Raw genomic sequence first — 17,461 nt, forward strand, 5'->3', positions numbered from 1 at the left:
AACATCAGCCACATGCACCCATCCGCGTTTTTCCCCGGAAAGGAGGGGGGCCGATGGAAAAGATCCGGATGTGATCCGGGCGAGCTGGTCAGGCTGAAAAACGGAAGGTTTGCCCGCGCAGCGGGTGAAAGCCGTTTTTCTGCTTGAGGCGCACAAAAAAATCATGTGATCCGCGACCTGGCGCGGATCTCTTTTTGCGCCTTCCAGCACGACGGGATCAGATACGAGAGCTTTTCGGCCCCCTGACGCTCGGGGAAAACAAGCGCAGCAGACCGCCTCAGCGGTCTGCTTTCGCCAATATGAACAGTGCCTGGGCAGGGGTAAGCGGGCGTGCCCGTGTCTCCTGCCCTGTCAAATGATCAATGCGAGCCGCGCGCCTCGCGCGGATCTCCACTGACTGAGTACATTTCCAATTTCTGAAAGGTGAGAGATCAGAACCGCCCTACCCACTTGCGGGAATCGGCAGTTTTCCAGTTCCGGCAATTTCGACCTTGGGAGATAATTCGTCGGAACCGCAGCAGGCAACAAAGCGAACACGCGAGAATGAGAGCGACCTGCCTGTGGTAAACTGTCGATCCCGGCCGCTCGGCGGCCCTGCGCACGAGTAGCGCACAGTCCTGGTCGATCGGGGCACCCTGCCCCGCTCGGCCGGGACAACACACCCGCTCACATCATGTCACATCATTTGAGGTCGCGCGGCCCTGGTCGAGCCGCGCGATTTTTTTCAGGCTGCGAGGTCCACACCCTTCAGCTCGGCCATCTTTTCGGTAAGAGACCAAATTGCCCGATTCAGCGCTTTATTCTGATCGATCCCTGCAACGGCGCGAGTGCGCTGGCGACGTGTGCGACCGTTGGTATCTTTGACGCGACCATGCAACCCGCCCTTGATGACGTTCTCCTGAAGAACATTCCCAACTGTCCAAAGGTCGGATAGGCGGTCTGCATTGCGACGGGTTTTCAGCAGTGTGTCCGCTTCAACCGGCGCGGGTTTTCCATCCTCTTTGTGAGCGTCGGGAAAGCGCAGCTCGTGGACCACTTCCGCGAACACTTTGCGCTCGGCGGCGTCCAACGCGATTCCTTTGAAGGTTTCGACCTGCTCGGCCACTTTCGGCGCATTTTCCAGAACGGTGAATGCTCCTTCGATCACCTCATGGATGGCGTCGCCAGAGTGACGTACTTTCACCTCGTTAAAGCTGTCGCCAACCATCAGACCATTGGCGCAAACGAACCGGAAAAAACCCGGAACCATTTGATAGGATGATGTCCCGTCATTGGCGTTGACCAAGATGATTTCAAAGGCTTCTCCTTCAGCATTGGTGATCGAGCGGTGACGCAGGCGCAGCATGTGCTTTGTGAACTCTGCCTTTCCGGGCGTGCGGGTGTTGGCCTGTTGAGCAAAGAACGGGTCAAACCCTTCCTTACGCAGTCCGGCCAGTACGTCGATGGTCGGCACAGCAACAAAGCGGTCAGACCGGCTTTCGTGGGCTTCGGTGGCAAAGATCGAGGGCACGGCATTGCGCAATTGATCGTCGGTCAGGGCCTCACCTGTGACCAGACCACCGCAGGACATTCCGCTCATGTAACGATTGTAACCCATAGTCATAAACTCTCTTTTTGTGGTGATGCGGTGGCCGATGTCTCTCGACCTATCCGCTCTCGGTTTGGTTTGTTCCGATGGGTCAAGGAAACGACCCATCGGCCTCAACATCAGCCACATGCACCCATCCGCGGTTTTTCCCGGAAAGGAGGGGGGCCGATGGAAAAGATCCGGATGTGATCCGGGCGAACTGGTCAGGCTGAAAAACGGAAGGTTTGCCCGCGCAGCGGGTGAAAGCCGTTTTTCTGCTTGAGGCGCACAAATAAATTCATGTGATCCGCGACCTGGCGCGGATCTCCCTTTGCGCCTTCCAGCGCGACGGGATCAGATACGAGAGCTTTTCGGCCCCCTGACGCTCGGGGAAGACAAGCGCAGCAGACCGCCTCAGCGGTCTGCTATCGCCAATAATGATAATGTCTGGGCAGGGCTGAGCGGGCGTGCCCGTGTGCCCTAGGCACCGTGAAAAACGTGATCAAGTTATCACTTTCACTATGCGGGTTCTGTCCAACTACGCGACAATCGGCAAGGACGCAGGATCTAGCAAGATCAAAGATGAAAACAACCGTATCAGCCGTTCCGCACATGATCTTATGAATAGCGTCAACAGGTTGGGCGATTGGCACAAGTTGACCATCAATGAGCATCCTCTGCCCTTAAAGGCGATATGGCTACAAATTCTTCAGGGCGCAGCTCATCAAACGCCATTTGATGTCTGGAACATTTTCGTCGAAAACCCGATGATCACTATCACTAAGGAGGAGGATACTAAGATCTCCAAATCCGGATACCGATCCTCGTCCGCGCCTGATAGGTATTTGCGCCTTGGCATCGAAACATTGGTTTTGGATCAATCCCCCAAAGAGCTTATTCTGAGCCGTCTCGGTTCTTCGTAGTGTTCGAGATTATGGCGGCGGTGATTTATCACTCCCGATCCGGCAAACTCCTTCGTTGGGAGACCTGTCAGACTAGCGACCGGGTTATTGACCCGGCGCCGCCACCAATCCAGATCCAAAAAGAAAGGCCCGTCCTTTCGGAACGGGCCCAGGTCATCTTTTTCACCACAAAAAAGATATTCGAAATTCAGTAGCACGGAGCGGCTATCGCGTCCATGCAATCACACTTGATAAGGGGGGCTTGAGCTCATTGAAGATCTCGGAGCAGACGCAGCATAAGCCCCCGCACCGTTTTCCACGTCCTGTCACAGCCCAAACCTGCTGTTGAGGAACGTCCGACAATGCTGAGGTTGCATTCCGAATTCCGGACGTTCGCCGCGAAGCGAACTGAAGAAATCGTACGTCGTTTAGCAGTGTTTGGCCAATCCAGAAGCAGAACTATTATCCCGCCGACACTACGGCTTCCTTTTCATCAAAAGGTGGAACCCTGCAGAGGGAGCACAATTTCACGCGTGGTTCTGGTTTAGTTTCGACTAGACGTTCGATCGACACCTCGCGACCGTCCGTCAAATTAGCTATTGCTGCAAAAAGTTTTGACTTTTCCGTCGCATACATTGCCCCGCGGGCTCCTTCAAAACCGCAGTTTATCGCAGAAGCCGCCTGTCCCTTGTTCAAAGCAGCGGCCAGCTCATTAGCTTTCCATTGCTCCGGCGCCAACATGCCTCTTGTGCCAAGTTCGACTAATAGTATTGCGGTGCACCAATCACCTGAACCTGCCGCATCCAAAAAAAGTGGTGCTTCGAATGCAGCCATCTCATACCAAGTATTACCAAATCGGAATTCAAGACCGCGCGATCCAAGGGTTTGAATAATTAGATCAGGGTCGGCAAGGTTGCGAATGTCATCTAGATGGCCAAGCCTGTCCTCTGCAAATTTTAGGATATGGCAAATACTCGTGGCCTTTCGAAACTGATTTTCATCACCAATTGAAGATGGTTCAAAAACGACCAATCCTCCATGTTCCCGAACCCAAGACGCAAGCTTAATTGCGCTTGGCGAAACCCGATCGAAAAAGAAGACATTTGGCAAAACATTGGAATCGATGATTGGTTGTACCTGCCGGATCGTTGCCGGTCTGAAGCGCGGTAACCAGCCACCGCAGTCAGGACAGGTAAGTACATAACGGTGAGACCTGTGACCTTCCGCGTCAACTTTGAACTTCTGGACAACGACAGGTGTACTGACTGCTTCTTCTTGAGTGACGAATTCTGTTCTAACGCCGTCGAACCTAAGGTCCTCAAGAACAAAGTCGCCAGGTTCATCCAATCCAAGCCTTGCAACGGGAAATGAGGCCCAACCGAGCCAACTCAGAAGAGCCATGACGTTTCCGCAGGTCCCTCCGGCAGTGGCAAATGTAGTCTCTAATCCTTCAACTACATCCATCGCCAGAAAGCCGGCACCGAAAGCGCTTAGGCGTGAATTCTCGATAGCTACCGGTTCGTTATCCAAGGTCATCGCTCCCAATCTCCGCGGAGCCACATGGAGGAGAGTTCGAATTCAGTAGAATCATCAATAATGGGGTCGGCGTAATCCGCCGTTTCCACGTATAAAATTCCAACTGACATCCGTTCTCCCCCGATGGTTCCGTATAAATGATCATAGCACGCCAGCAAGGCACCAATTGACAAAAGTTTTGACGATAGTGGTGAGACAAATGCCTTGCAGCCACCCAGTTCACCAAGCGCCCTTCGGTATCTATCCATGGCCCAAAAGACCTGTTTGTAGGCCTCAAAGGGGTTGTATTCTGATGCTCTTAGGATGTTCCCAGGTTCCACTTGGAAGTCTTCGAACAGTTGCTGTCTATGTTCGCGAATGATTTCATCGCCACGCCGTGGTTCTCTGGTTGGAAACGGTATAATCGGACAGATTTCGTCCGGATCAAGGGAGTCTCGAATTCTGTTCAGACGAATTCCTTGCTGTTCGCCAAGCACTGGGAACCATACACGGGGAATCTGATCGGTTGACTCGCCTCCAAGCCGACCGGAGAAGCCTACTACGTTGGTAACATCGTCGCGAAGAGTGCCGCGTGCCGCGCCGATATCTGCAGAAACACTCTCGGCCGTTGTCACATGCAGATTAACCTCAATCGAGCTTTCGGCCAGAGAGTCCAGTTCGTGAAGCAAAAAAGCGACTGACGTGAGTGCGACCATTCTAGGCATGGCGCTTATATCAACAACAATGTCGGTGTAGTCGTTCAGTTCACCTGCGTTGTTAAGCGCGCGGCGAACATTCCTTGAAGTCGTATTGCCTTGACCGGATCTTCCCAAGACAATTTCGATTTCCTGAATTTTAGCGACGCCGGCCAAGCCTTCAAGTTCCGTAACGTTCTCTCGAGTCAGTTCAATTCGACGCTCGCTGTCTTCGAAACCGTTGTCAAAAGCTAGCAACCAAACATCGATTTCGGCGCCAAAACTGAGGATCTTTTTTAAAGCAGACAGAGCCCTTGGGTCAAACCCGCGCCCAAGAAGGAATAAGTAACGCCTGGAATCCTGCGCAACATACTGTTGCCAGAAGGAGTCGAACTCTGGACCCTGTTTAAAAATATACGGATCCCAACGCATTTCAGTAGGTTTATTAGACAAAACGCGGCTCCTTTTCAGAGCGCTCCGCTGCCTCACCGAGCTCCATCCAACGGTGAAGAGTGCCAAGTGATTGCTCACGCCATCCGCCGTAGCCCAGGGGCAGGCCGAATTTCACACACAACAGTCTGTTTAAGTAGAAGACCATATAAGATTTGCCTTTGGCCTTTCGGTCCAAATTTGGCGTTATCAAATTGTGTGCCACGAGGGACGCAATCACGTCCCGTAGTTCGAGAAGGTGCTTAATTTTGTCCTCGTCTGTTGTTGCCAAAGTATCCCGATCCTGCATCGATATCGCGAAACCTGTGACGCCAGGCATATACGGTGCGGTCGGTCGAAAGGTCTGTTCCCTACAAAACCTTCCCAAGGCTTCCAAGAACCTTTTTGCATCGTATCCGTGTGGCAACCGCCGGACTAAACCTTCCCAACGCAGCTCAGCAACACTTCGGATGATTGCATCCTGACGATCAGCAGACAACGCTCTGGGAATGCTTCTCGGTCCGGAGATTTTTGCAGAGATCTCCTCGAAGAGCGATCCAGCAATTTCAAGATACTGATCGATATTGTAACTAGCCACAGCCGCCAGCGTTTCTTTTCCGTAGTAGAGTGGTGTTCCCATTTCGGTTCTCAAGAAATGCTCAGCAGCCCGCGAAACAGCTCTTTCTTTTTCCTCGAGCTCGTCCGCGGGAAGAACATCAAATGCGAAAGAGGATTGGCTTCGCTTCAAATCACGCTCGATGAGGATTTCGGTCGAACGCCATTTTATCGCGGCGTTGATCGCATTTTTCTGATCATCTCGTGCAGCGGCCAACCATTCTTCATAGCGGCTATCAGCTCCGACTTTTCCAACTAGTTGCTGTTCGATTTCCTCAGCTCTGGTGCTGTAAAGAACTCCGCTCAAGTCGGGATCTTCTTCGTTTGCGATCAGCGGAAAGAATTCACGGCCTTCAAAGCCATCAGCTTTGGCTGCCCGGAGATTAGCTATCTGTTCGGCGAACCTGGTGAAACCTAACGATTTCTTGTTTGACCATTGCTTTTCCAGTTGGATGACAGAGTCATAGTCCCGCTTTTCCAACGCCCCTTCCGTTAGAAGGTCCTGTTGGCTCATCGCATCAAGTCGTTCAGCAATCCAAATTCCGCACGGCTCCCTAGCGTTTGTAACCAGCTTGATTAGGCTTTGACGCTGGCCACTATCCAAGAACTGCAGCTCGTCAAAAAGGAGAATTCGTTGGGCTCGAACTTCCCTGTTTGCGACCAGCATTTTCGACTTCGCATACCATCTCAAGCTGTCGAGTCTGGTGTGCCCACCTTGCAGCTCGTTTGGTTCCCCAAGATCGTCCATGCGATCGTAGAAGTTGCGCTCAATATCTGAGGCCCATTCAAATAGTTCCAAGCCACTCGCGGATGCCGGAATAGTCGCACCTGACTCGGGCTCCCAAGAAACCTGGAGTGCCTCTAAATCGTTTGGGTATAGTCTTCCGCTGTGATCAAGCAGGGAACGAAGCGTAGCAATTACAATCCTTGAGTCCAAAAGGGATCTGAACAGCCCGTTGCCTCGATCGATTTGAGCCAAATCTTGGTATTCCGTCGAAAAGGATATCATTGCTCCAAGAAGGTTGACGCCATTTTCATCGACAGCTCCGAGGCTGTTCAGTACATCAAATGTCGGCTTCACCTGTTGGTCATCTCTTAGCGACACGGCAAGCTCAAGAGGACGAGGGAGCATCATTCGCAATAGAGTTGTTTTCCCGCCTCCCGGAGCACTACGAAAGAAAACAAGACCCGAAAACGGATCTTCCTTGTCGCTTACAACATCCAAGGCACTTGGTCCGAACAGCCGAACAAACTGCTCATCACTTACCGACCGTTGGGATGCTCGTATGCGGAATGGATTTCTCACTGCTATTCAAACTTTCTGTGACGGCTAACGCGTGGGAACAAACCGCGAACATTATGTACATCTTCTGCCCACAAAAGATAGATAGAATTGTTGGGCGTGTTGTGGGAAAGAACAACAGGTAGTTGACATCCCGCATAACCAAACCGCTTAGAAGTACCTCCAACTTTAGAATGCTCGTCATCAGCTTCTTCGTCAAAGTACCGGTCTTGACCAGCCAACGAGAGCATTTCTTTGTCGCTTGGCAGCGCAAGTTTTGCGCCGTTGTTCAGCCGATGAACAACGTGGAATTCTATTGAGCCTTTCGAAAACGGTACTTTGTTCAGGCGCTGCTCGATGTGCTCGATCGCTTGATCAGCGGCTATATAAATCACAATAATAACCGTGACCCCTTTGCTCGCCACTGCGGTTCCAAGGGCCTCGTCACTATCCAGCTCGCGGATGATTTTTGAAATTTTTCCGTCCCACCCGCCCTCTTTATCCTCTCGCAGATAGCTCGTTCCGCTCGCCGTGAAGTCGTCGAGCAGCACAACATAGTCAAACTTCGCGTCCTTCTCGGGTACTTCGGCTTCAAAGATAGTTGCTAGGTCTTTTTGAAGCTTGTCGGTAAACCCTTTAGCTTTAGGAGACGACATATCGTAGGCATGGAAAACTTGTTCATGGGTAATGTCTTGAGGATGGGCTCTGCGAAACTGGTCTGTGCGTGCACCATCACTAAGCCCGAGAAAAAGCGTTTTACGTAGTCTTGCTCGATATTCTTCTGATTTCACCAAGGATTTCACACGGTGTGCTTCAATGCGAGGGTCAGACTTCGCTGTATCTGAAATGAGCTTTGGACGAACAAACGTCGGAAAAGCCAATCCAACCAAGTGGTTGATCTCGGCATTAGAAATGAAAATGAGGCGCTCTTTCACAAAAGCATATGCCGTATCACGCTCTTGTTTTGTTTCGAACTGCTGCAGCCAAAGCGCCAAACTCTCAAGGAACCTACGACCTGGAGCAAACTGCTGGTATTCGTCGTATTTGTAGGCCGCGAAGCTTTCCAAGAGAGCTCTTTCCTCCGCTTTTTCAGCGTCGGTCCAGCCCATAATCTTTGTGAGAAGCGTTTCTGCCAGTTCTTTCTTCAAGTCTTCAAGCCTCTATCACCACCCTTGATCGTTAAAGCCCAATGGCCCCCCGATTTCTTGAGCCTTTGAAGATAATAAACAGATGCTTGTACGCCTCGAATTCCTGCTGGAGCAAACGCCCAGCCTGTCTTTCGATCTCGGTTGGCTACCTCAACGCTCAGCCCCAAAGGGTGGTCGAGAAGCTCAGCATCATTTCCTGGTGGCATGGCTCGGTCGCCAAGTCGAAGAACCGTATCAGCATGTATTCCTCTTTGAGAACACAATTCGCTCACAAGCATCAACTTGCTTTGCCTTCCGATTAAGATATCCACCGAATGGCTCGACACGACGATAGGACTCTCGAAAGACCCTTTAGTTTGCGCCGCCTGAATTTCTGCAAACGCGAGTGGTACGTCGGACCGTTTGTCGAGCTTTACTGAGATCTGTTTTTTGTTTGCACGCATATGGCAAGACGACAGGGTTGCCGCCTTCTTCAGTTCACAAATGAACTGATCGTTTTCGTCCATTTCCTCAACCAAAGGATCACGGTCGTCTGCAAGCGAAGTGATAACTGCTCCGTTGTAGTATCCTACGAGCACCGAACTCCAATAATCACTCGGTATGCTCGATCTCAGCGAAGCTCCGGCGCTTGGCCCTCTGCCGGTAGCTATCCCAACGGCCAACCCTTCCCCAAGAAGCCGGGTTAGTTGTCGCGCTATTGGTGAACGCAATCCGACTCTGTACCGATCACGTTCATCGGCAATGGTGCCATCGTAGTCCATTACAAGGCCTTGGATTTTGGCGCTGGTGACTGAAGCAATTGATAATTCATAGTGCGTGCGCCAATCTGCCATATGGCTTCCCGAAGTCGGAAGGCCCTTTCGGAGAATAGATGCCCGGAAGTTCAGCTCTTTTTGGGGCGTGCGAGGTGGCGCTGGCCCAATTCGATAAAGCTTTCGCCCAAAATCTGGCACGCCGGGCTTGGCAGGATCCACTCCGGCAGCCTCGCCTGCTCCGAGACTAATGTAGAGGCCAGCAATAATTCCCGCAATCGCCTGAACATGCTTTGACCCCTGAAAATCTATCCGAAGGCGCGGTATCTCTGGGGGCAACACGTCAAGCGTTTTATCTGCAAGTGCGCACATTCCGTCGCCGATTAGACTGACAATGCCGGTTGTCGCCCTGTGTTTGTGCATCCAAAAGTGGCGACCGTGACCGAAATTCCTTATATCTGCGACGTGTAGATTGCCTAAGCCAGCTTCTACGAAGCGGGATTCCAAATCCACAGAAGTAGCTCGAAGAGAGTTTGTAGACAGAACACTGATGGTTCGACTTTCACACAGCTCTTTGGCTTGCACAGCAATGTCTGGCGCAGACCAGCCTACAGTTGCCAGGTGCATTAGTTCTTCTAGAGTTGGCGGGAGTTCCACTTCATTTGGCGAATTTTCCGTATAAGCGCGTGTAATCAATACGGACGATGCGATTAATGACCCCACTGCTAAGAAACCGTCTTTAAAGCTATCTGCGGTAATGCCTACTACGTCCGAATATTGAAATCTTTTGTTTAGTGCGTGGAGTGGACTCTCGTCTCTTAGCACCAGCGCCGAAAGAGGCGACAGTTCTCGCTGGGCTGCAGTTTTGAACGCAACGCCGATGTCACGATTTCGACCGCTTGCAGAAAAACACGCTACGCCAGTTTCCTGCAGATTGCCCAAGGTTACTTCTAGCGGAGTTACTGCTTTCGCTGGAAAGCCGCTGCTGGCTTCGTGGATTTGGGCAGCAAAGCTAGCTACCGAGTATGAACCGCCCGAACCGACCATAAGCATAGATTGGTCACGCCAAGAATCGACAACCCTGCGTAGTTCCGAGATGTCGGCACGAATCGCTGATCGATAGGCTTCTTCAGACCTATTGAGTTCCGCCCTGTATCGCGAAGCCATTGTTTGCCTGTCTTTCTTCGAGATTTGAGTCAGATGCCAGAACAGCGCTTTGACAACGCGCGGTTGTTGACCAACTTGGTTCAAATCACTTGAGTTATATGTTCTTTCCTCGATTGTTCCATCATCGACTGTAAGTTGCGAAGATTCAACTGCTTGAGGGACTGTTTTTCCAAACTTGGAGCCCGAAACCAATCAAGACCGTTCGCTAACGAAACCAACGCAGGACGTTCAATTTTCTCAAGGTCTCAGGTCTGAATTAGGTGGGCGTTCTGAAAATAACCTGGCATTGAAACACCTTTCTCTTCAGTCGTTCAAGACCCCGTGAATGGACAAGGTTCGAGTTTGAATAGCCGCTCAATCGTCCATTGAGTCTGCGCTCAATATTCAACTCCCCTGCCCTCGCCTTCTCAATCATTCCAAGGAGACAAACCGCTGCAGGAGTTTCCGGTGGCGCCTTCGAGCAATTGGCCGCTATCCGGGGCACCGCGCTAAGTTTTCTTACAATCCTCCCATCCATCTCGCCCGGTTTTCTGTGGTATCAACAGAGTCCTCGGTTCCATTTCTCCGCGATCAATCTTGTTCAAAATCCACGTCAGGTATGCTCTATGGCTTCGTACTATTTCAACGCGTTGCAAAATATAACCTAAGACCATGAAGCGTATCGCTGGGGCATGTGATGATTTCATTGCATACCAACCCTCTCCAAGCTTCATGTGGTCCGCTAATTGGTCCATTAGTTGATCACAATGCGCCTGATTTCGGGCAAACCGTAATTCTGAGCACAACCGAGGGAATGCGTGTTCCATTTGATCCTGGGTCACCTTATTCCAATAAAGATCTTCTTTATTACTTTTATGAGTCAGTAAATGTTCTTTGTGCCCCTCAATTTCGCCGTCGCCGTCCCTCAAATTGGCGGGCTCGCAGGTTTCCGATGAGCGGTTTTCCACAGAAACACACTCATTTATCTCGTCCAGCAGCCCCTGAAGAATGTCCTGTTGCGGCCGACGGCGTAGGATTAGTCGAGCCCGAACCAGTAGATCCTGAACACCATCTGAGATGACGTCTTGAAGCTGGGCCATCGCTACTGTGCATTCATCCCGAAGCACCTGAAGGGCCTCTTGCGCACGACGATACTCACCGGCGAGGGCTGTAAACTCCGCATGACGGGTTGCCAGGGGTAGAAGCGACAGTCCACTGACCAGCGTTACCCGCCCTGCTCCGTCTCGTCTGCACCATCTTTTGCCGTTTGCAGCGGTAGTGCGTTTGATGATGCCCAATTTTATCAACTTCGAGACGTGACGCTCTACTGTTTGAACGCTCACGTGGGCACGGTCAGCTATTGAAGAATTGCTTGCATAGACGATGTGATGTTCATCGGCCATTTCGTTTACACGGTCAGCTGACATAAAAGAGAGCATGGCTCGCACAATAGATATGCTCGTAGCTTTCAGCCCAAGCGGTTCACGGGCCTCTTCTATAGCACGGAGTTGCATCCATTTGGGTGCACTGCTCCCCTGCCCGGCCAACGACCGGACTGCTCCTGCCGGAGCGAAATTTGTTACTGTCCTCATGGCTTTTTGTCAGCAGACACAGAAATATCGCCCACCCAAGGGTGTTTTTTCTTGTGTGGTGATTCGGGAGGAGCTAAGTTCAAGTTGCTAGACAAGATTTGGTCCTCGGGAGCATCACCGCTTTCGGGGGCTATTTCTTTCTACCTTTTCTCCTTTGCTCGCTTGCCTATGATTTGTTCACAGCTGTGAACTTCTTACTTCCGTCCGCTTACTGCCTCAAAGCGGTCCCGGAATTCCTTCATTAGAGTTTCAATGTGTTCGTCTAGCCAATCAGAGAAACCTGGGGCTACGCTGTCATTAATACTTATATTCAGTCCGGAAGCCCCTTGTTTGACGGTTGCCAGGCCCTCCCCGACGATTCTGGGGTTCGGTCTAGGTGTTTCGGATTTCCTCTTTATCTCATCAAGCAGCGCCAAGAGTCGTTCGTCTGAAGAAGAGTCGGGAGGCAGCTTCTCCAGTTCACGGAATGCGTTGCGAAGTGTGATCGCCTTTTGATCTAAAGCGTCCACCAAGATCATCCACTTGGTGCGACCAAAGCCTGGCGCAGCTCCAATGGCATCACCCAGTTCTCGCGGTATTGACTTCGTAACGCGCTCTAAGTTGGACAACCCAGACTTGGTCAGGGACATGATTGTTATGACTTCTGACCTGCTTTTGCCTGAAGCAATGATGTCTGTGGCAAATCGAGCGCGCTCGTAGAATGTGAGGTCCTTCCTGGACGCATTTTCAAGAGCCTTGGCGATCAGAGCCTTGTCATCATCAAGATCGACAACATTAGCTTTAATCTTAATTTCTTCATCTGGGTAATTTTCTTTCAGATAGCGGCAGGCAGCTAGGCGACGCCGACCATAAATGATCTGATAACGACCGGTTCGACCAGGTTCGTGGCGCACCTGAATTGGCACTTGCTGACCATTTTCTCGAATGCTTTCCGCCAATTGTTCAAGTGAATGGTTGGGTATGTCAGTGTCTTCGTCAGCCCCGGAGTTCACAGCTGTGAACTTCTCGAGTCGATCTTCGACACCCCAGTCATCGATAAGATCTGGGTCTATCTCATCAATAGCGTTATATGTGTCCTCAATGAATTGAAGACCCGGAGTGATTGGTCGGGCAGGGGCGGGGACTGCGTCCTTGACGTCCATAGTCGCCTGCTCTGCGATCTCCATCATGCTGGAATGACGCTTTCTTGCTCTGCGTTCTTTTGCCATCAGTTGCGTCCCCATGCTTCAAGAACCATTTGTTCTACTTCTTTGCCGACGGCATCCATAGAGGACTTGGCTCGGTCGTAAGTTGCACGGGTCAGATCCGACCTGTTCAGCTCATAGATTGATTGCTGAAGCATCGCTGCATCGCTAATGGCGGTACTTTTCAGGCTGGTTGCAGTCATTACTCGCTCCTGAAAGAGGGCCCGCATAAACGCGACAATTGTTTGGGATGGTGTGTCGACCGGCTCATCCCGCGTAATTAAGAGACGGTAGTTATCATAAACAAGTTTTGCCCCGCTTCTTTCAATTACCTCCATGTACGACGAAGTCATTTTTAGAAACTGCGCTGTGGACGCGACATCGAGCATCGAGGGAGTCAGTGGCACAATCACTGAAGTCGCGGCCGCCATACCACCCATTGTGATAAAGCCAAGGCTTGGGGGGCTATCGATCAGAACCACATCGTAGTCGGCCTCAACTGACATAAGAGCGTCGTGAAGGCGCGCGAAAAAGGGGTGTTGCTTGCTGTTTAGTTTGGCCGACTCTGCCTCAAATTCGGACAGCATCAGCCCGCCGGGCGCGATCGAAAGGCCGGGAAAGTAAGTTTCTCGGATGACTTCCTTCATCGGAATTGGATCATGGTATGTGATCGCGTCGTAAACGGTATCAATACTCTCATCCAGCTCGGTTTGAAGGCCACACATTGCCGAAAGCGAAGCTTGAGGGTCAAGGTCAACACAAAGCACCCTGAAGCCTTGCAGGGCGAGGTAATGCGCAAGGTGAATGCATGTCGTGGATTTGCTCGATCCGCCCTTGAAATTCATAACCTGAATTCGCTGTAGCGTCTCGCCTTCGCACCGTCGTGGGACGTATCGTCCAGGAGTTTTACTACGGGCGTCCAGAAGTTTCCGTAGTTCCCAAACTTCCTGACCTGTATAATACCTACGACCGTGATTGATCTCACTGGCCTCGGGAACAGCGCCCTCAACAGTTGCTTTGCGAAGATACTGATGGCTAATGCCCATCAGGTCACAAACCTCTTGAGCTGGGAAAAGGCGCAGTTGCTTTGTTGAGTCGGGAGCATAGGCCGCAAGAAGGTGTTCTTTGATTGCGAGATTCAATCGACTACTGATCTCACTGCTGATATCAACTGGAGAAGTTGATGCTATGGGTGTGGTTGGGATCATGGTTACATCTGTATGCTCGAATTGGCGATTTACGCTCTACCAACACTGAGACCTGATGTAATGATTCAAGTCAACCTTTTTTTACATGTAGGGTAGCGAACTCAGCGCTCTACCACATGTTGTTGGAATAGTTCACAGCTGTGAACTTTTTTGAGCTGACACAAAATGCAGGCTCTCTTGCCTTGCGCTTCGCATCCTGTGCTCTCGCAAGCCTGCTGGGACCTATGCTAGCGGAGGGCAAAGAGACACTGCCATCTCAAGACATGTTTGCAACATCGTCAGATAGTCGATCAATTTGGGGATCTATTGCGATCTGCTGCATATGCTTCCGCGCTGGCCACTTTGAAGGCGGAGCAGAAAATAAGACATAGTCGCGGTAGCCAGCATATCCTTCGGGCTGGGTTTGCTTTGAACAATCAGTAAGTGCTCACCCCAACAGGTCCGTCGCCGGGTTTTCGGCGATATCGACGTCATCATAGTACTTTTGTGCCTGGGCCATGGAGCGGTGCAGGGACAGGCGCATGGCAGCCTGGATTGGGGCGCCGTCCAGTGCGGCTTGGGTTAGGAACCCAGAACGCAGACCGTGCGGCGAGGCGAAGTCCTCCGGCAACCCTGCCAACTGGAGGCGATGTTTAACGATCTGATAGATAGCGTCTGGTGAAAGCCGACGTTTCAGCACACGATCCGCTTTTGAGACTGATCTGAACAGTGGCCCGTTCTTAATCTGTCCAACCTCGATCCAATGCACCAGCGCCTGGGCTGCGCGGCCTTTCAGCACCAGCCGCGGCGTTTCACCTTTGGTTGTCGTCTTGGTCTCCAGCAACGAGAGCCAGACCACACCGGATGTGTCGAATTCCTTGAGCGACACATCCTCGCGCCTCAACCCGGTGATCTCGGACCGGCGCCGTCCACCGCTGGCCCAGCCCAGCATCAGCAGAGCCCGGTCGTGGCAATCGCGGCGGGATCCTTGGCAGGTGGCGAGCAGCTGCTCGAGAATGTCGCGGGTGATCGGGTGCTGCGACTTTGGGGCAGGGGGGCGGGCGGCGGCGCGGCGCGCCTTGGCGCGGGCCTGTTTCACCTGGCTAGCGCTAAACGGGGAGGTCAGGTTCTTCATCCGGTGAAAGGCCAGCCAGGAGGCGATGCGCCGGTCCAGCGTCGACGGGGCCGGGCAGGCCAGCGACTTACGCAGGCCTTGGTTGATCAGTGCCTCTGCCACCTGTCGCGCGGGGTCCTCGGGCGGGGCATCTCCGAGATCGCGCGCATGATCAAGGATGAAGGCCAGCGCGGTGGCTTCGCTTTCGGGCCAGCGCAAGGCCAGATCGAACCGCGCAGCCTTCCACGCCGTCACGTAGAGCAGATCACGCTCATAAGCTCGCAGCGTATTGGCGGGGGTCCAGCGGATATGCGGATATAAAGATCTGTCAGCGCCTCCTGATCCACAGCGGAGAGGGCTGGGGAGGGGGCTGGGAGGTATGGCGCAAGGGGCTTCATGATGTCGATTTTCCCTTACCTGTAGACTGCTCTTGCTTGTTTTCACCATGTTTCATGGTTGGCCTCATGCTGGGTTGGTCCTTTAAGTGTAGACGCGGACCAAATTTGTGCCGGTATTTGTTTACAAAAATGCAGGTTACGGTGCTGCATCTAATAAGGTTTTCTGCCGGATCGGGGCAGAGGTCTACGGGTTACGGACCAATGCCGTCGCGAGTCCATTGGTTAAGGAAAACCGACACATGCGGGGTAGTCTGCGCGCAATTCTGCGGGAAATCAATCATACGTAATAAGCGATACTTATCGGGAGTAAATGGGAAGTTTTGGTATGGCGAATGTAACGGGCAAAAAATCATAATTATGCGCGCAAGCAGGAAAGATGGCTTGTAAACGCGCACGGATCTTGGGCGCTATATCCTTGCACAGCGAAATCTGGAAATCGGACTTCACTGTTCCCCGCATTTGCCATGCTTTTGACCAACCTTGACGCTATGTTATGGTGGCGGTTTGACCGTGAGTGAGTGTTTTCAGTACGTTCTGCACTCGGGGGTTAATTCCCCCGAGTGACATTCAGGGTTCAATTCAGGCGGGGGCGAAACAGTGCGCTTTCTATCTGGCGCCGTCTTAGCAAGGTAAGTGATGTTTACAATGCATTCATACCCCGAAAGGCATCTCGTGTCTCATCGTCCATAGGAAAGTAGAGCTCAATTTTGAAGTCATCGAGTATGACGTTTTCAGGTGTTCCAATCTGCGAAATGGTGGCAAACATTGTCAGGCGTGCGCCTCCCAGAGTGACGATGGTTGGAATAACAGGGCTTTTGGCGCGCCCAGAAGGAGCGCCGACCTTGGCCAGGTGCTCTGCCGCGCGATCAAATTCCGGAACGCCACCTTGCGCAAGATTTTCCACACGCAATCGCGCGGCCACGGACAGAGCTACCTCCGGCCAGTTTTCGACGACTTCCCGCAAAGCATCCGACATCACGAGATCGACAAGACTATCCCCGACGCCAATGCCGAATTGAGCATAAAGCGCAGCTGCGGTTTGGTTGGTTTGCACGATCCGCCATAGTCGATCGACAGCCAACCCGGGATAGGGCGTGTGATTGGAGAGCGTCCATTCAACGGCCTGACGGATTGGAGCCATTTCTGCATCTGTCCAGGTCTGGTCTCCATATTTGGCGGCAAATCCGGCTTGCGTCAGAAACTGGTTTCGCGCGTTCAGAGGGAGTCGCAATGTTTCGCTGAGGCGCATGACCATTTCACGGCTAGGCCGGGACCGTCCGGTTTCAAGAAAGGACAAGTGCCGGCCCGAAATTTCAGCCTCCGCCGCGAGATCAAGCTGACTATAGCGACGGAACTTACGCCACGATTTCAGTGCTTCGGAGAATTCAGTCATAGGCCTCGTTTAGCACGTGGAATTCTCTTTCGCACTTACCTTTGAGGTAATTGCTTTGACGAGGCAGCAGCTCGTAGGTCTCGGTACAAGATACATGGAGACACGCCGTGGCGACCAAGGCATTTCACAAATATTGGCTCAACATCTCGGCACTTGTAATCGCGGGTTTCGGTCCCCTCCTGTTTCTTGGAACGATGCCAGCATTCAACGAACCGGCACGTTGGGGGCTCGATCTATTGGCTTGGCCAATTGACGGTTTTCCTTCCTACCAATCTGAAGAAGTCTGGTTCTTGTCCGCACTCGCGGGCGGGTTCCTGCTGGGTTGGGGCGTCATGGTGTGGTGCTTGAAAACTTGGGTATACGACGTAAGCCCCGAGGGTGTCCGAAAGACGCTTCTGGCCAGCGTGCTGTCGTGGTTCATGCTCGATAGCGCTGGATCAATCACCTCGGGCAACTGGCCGAACACGTTGTGGAACATTCTCGTTCTCCTGTTGGTCGTCGGGCCAATGTGGAGGCCTGCCACAGACTAGCACTACCATTTA

14 protein-coding genes are annotated in these 17,461 nt (G+C 52.2%); 2 read left to right on the forward strand and 12 right to left on the reverse strand.

What is annotated here, in order from left to right:
* Both ACR0EV_RS17315 and ACR0EV_RS17320 read right to left on the reverse strand, forming a co-directional pair.
* A partial coding sequence (locus tag ACR0EV_RS17315) for a hypothetical protein (protein ID WP_480801234.1) occupies nt 1-210 on the reverse strand: 210 nt, incomplete at its 3' end.
* A 514-nt stretch (nt 211-724) separates the two neighbouring features.
* On the reverse strand, nt 725-1,603 hold the full coding sequence (locus tag ACR0EV_RS17320; protein ID WP_480801235.1) for a DUF932 domain-containing protein: 879 nt from the start codon (nt 1,601-1,603) through the stop codon (nt 725-727).
* 485 nt (nt 1,604-2,088) lie between these two features.
* Between ACR0EV_RS17320 and ACR0EV_RS17325 the strand changes: the two genes are divergently transcribed.
* Nucleotides 2,089-2,490, forward strand: a complete 402-nt coding sequence (locus ACR0EV_RS17325; protein WP_480801236.1) for a hypothetical protein — start codon at nt 2,089-2,091, stop codon at nt 2,488-2,490.
* 441 nt (nt 2,491-2,931) lie between these two features.
* Here ACR0EV_RS17325 and ACR0EV_RS17330 read toward each other — a convergent pair whose 3' ends face one another.
* The 10 genes from ACR0EV_RS17330 to ACR0EV_RS17375 form a co-directional block, all read right to left on the reverse strand.
* Nucleotides 2,932-4,005 (reverse strand): carbohydrate kinase family protein, encoded by a 1,074-nt coding sequence (locus ACR0EV_RS17330; RefSeq protein ID WP_480801237.1) that lies wholly within the window; start codon nt 4,003-4,005, stop codon nt 2,932-2,934.
* Nucleotides 4,002-5,132, reverse strand: a complete 1,131-nt coding sequence (locus ACR0EV_RS17335; protein WP_480801238.1) for a hypothetical protein — start codon at nt 5,130-5,132, stop codon at nt 4,002-4,004. The genes ACR0EV_RS17330 and ACR0EV_RS17335 overlap by 4 nt, the downstream gene beginning before the upstream one ends.
* The gene (locus ACR0EV_RS17340; RefSeq protein ID WP_480801239.1) at nt 5,125-7,029 is read right to left on the reverse strand and encodes an ORC-CDC6 family AAA ATPase; all 1,905 of its coding nucleotides are present in this window, start codon (nt 7,027-7,029) and stop codon (nt 5,125-5,127) included. The genes ACR0EV_RS17335 and ACR0EV_RS17340 overlap by 8 nt, the downstream gene beginning before the upstream one ends.
* Nucleotides 7,030-7,031: 2 nt before the next feature.
* Entirely contained in the window at nt 7,032-8,153 is a 1,122-nt protein-coding gene (locus ACR0EV_RS17345) for a phosphoribosyltransferase-like protein (RefSeq protein ID WP_480801240.1), read from the reverse strand.
* On the reverse strand, nt 8,150-10,264 hold the full coding sequence (locus ACR0EV_RS17350; RefSeq protein ID WP_480801241.1) for a hypothetical protein: 2,115 nt from the start codon (nt 10,262-10,264) through the stop codon (nt 8,150-8,152). The genes ACR0EV_RS17345 and ACR0EV_RS17350 overlap by 4 nt, the downstream gene beginning before the upstream one ends.
* Nucleotides 10,265-10,560: 296 nt before the next feature.
* The gene (locus tag ACR0EV_RS17355) at nt 10,561-11,643 is read right to left on the reverse strand and encodes a helix-turn-helix domain-containing protein (RefSeq protein ID WP_480801242.1); all 1,083 of its coding nucleotides are present in this window, start codon (nt 11,641-11,643) and stop codon (nt 10,561-10,563) included.
* Nucleotides 11,644-11,837: 194 nt separating this feature from the next.
* Nucleotides 11,838-12,851 (reverse strand): plasmid partitioning protein RepB, encoded by a 1,014-nt coding sequence (gene repB, locus ACR0EV_RS17360; RefSeq protein WP_480801243.1) that lies wholly within the window; start codon nt 12,849-12,851, stop codon nt 11,838-11,840.
* Nucleotides 12,851-14,035 (reverse strand): plasmid partitioning protein RepA, encoded by a 1,185-nt coding sequence (repA, locus tag ACR0EV_RS17365; RefSeq protein ID WP_480801244.1) that lies wholly within the window; start codon nt 14,033-14,035, stop codon nt 12,851-12,853. Before repA ends, repB begins: the two co-directional genes overlap by 1 nt.
* Nucleotides 14,036-14,462: 427 nt before the next feature.
* Entirely contained in the window at nt 14,463-15,383 is a 921-nt protein-coding gene (locus tag ACR0EV_RS17370; RefSeq protein ID WP_480801245.1) for a tyrosine-type recombinase/integrase, read from the reverse strand.
* Between the two features lie 783 nt (nt 15,384-16,166).
* The gene (locus ACR0EV_RS17375; RefSeq protein ID WP_480801246.1) at nt 16,167-16,919 is read right to left on the reverse strand and encodes a helix-turn-helix domain-containing protein; all 753 of its coding nucleotides are present in this window, start codon (nt 16,917-16,919) and stop codon (nt 16,167-16,169) included.
* Between the two features lie 107 nt (nt 16,920-17,026).
* Here ACR0EV_RS17375 and ACR0EV_RS17380 point away from each other — a divergent pair, with 107 nt between their 5' ends.
* Nucleotides 17,027-17,449 (forward strand): hypothetical protein, encoded by a 423-nt coding sequence (locus ACR0EV_RS17380; protein ID WP_480801247.1) that lies wholly within the window; start codon nt 17,027-17,029, stop codon nt 17,447-17,449.
* Nucleotides 17,450-17,461: the final 12 nt, after the last annotated feature.

This window comes from Ruegeria sp. CF8 (assembly GCF_056537285.1).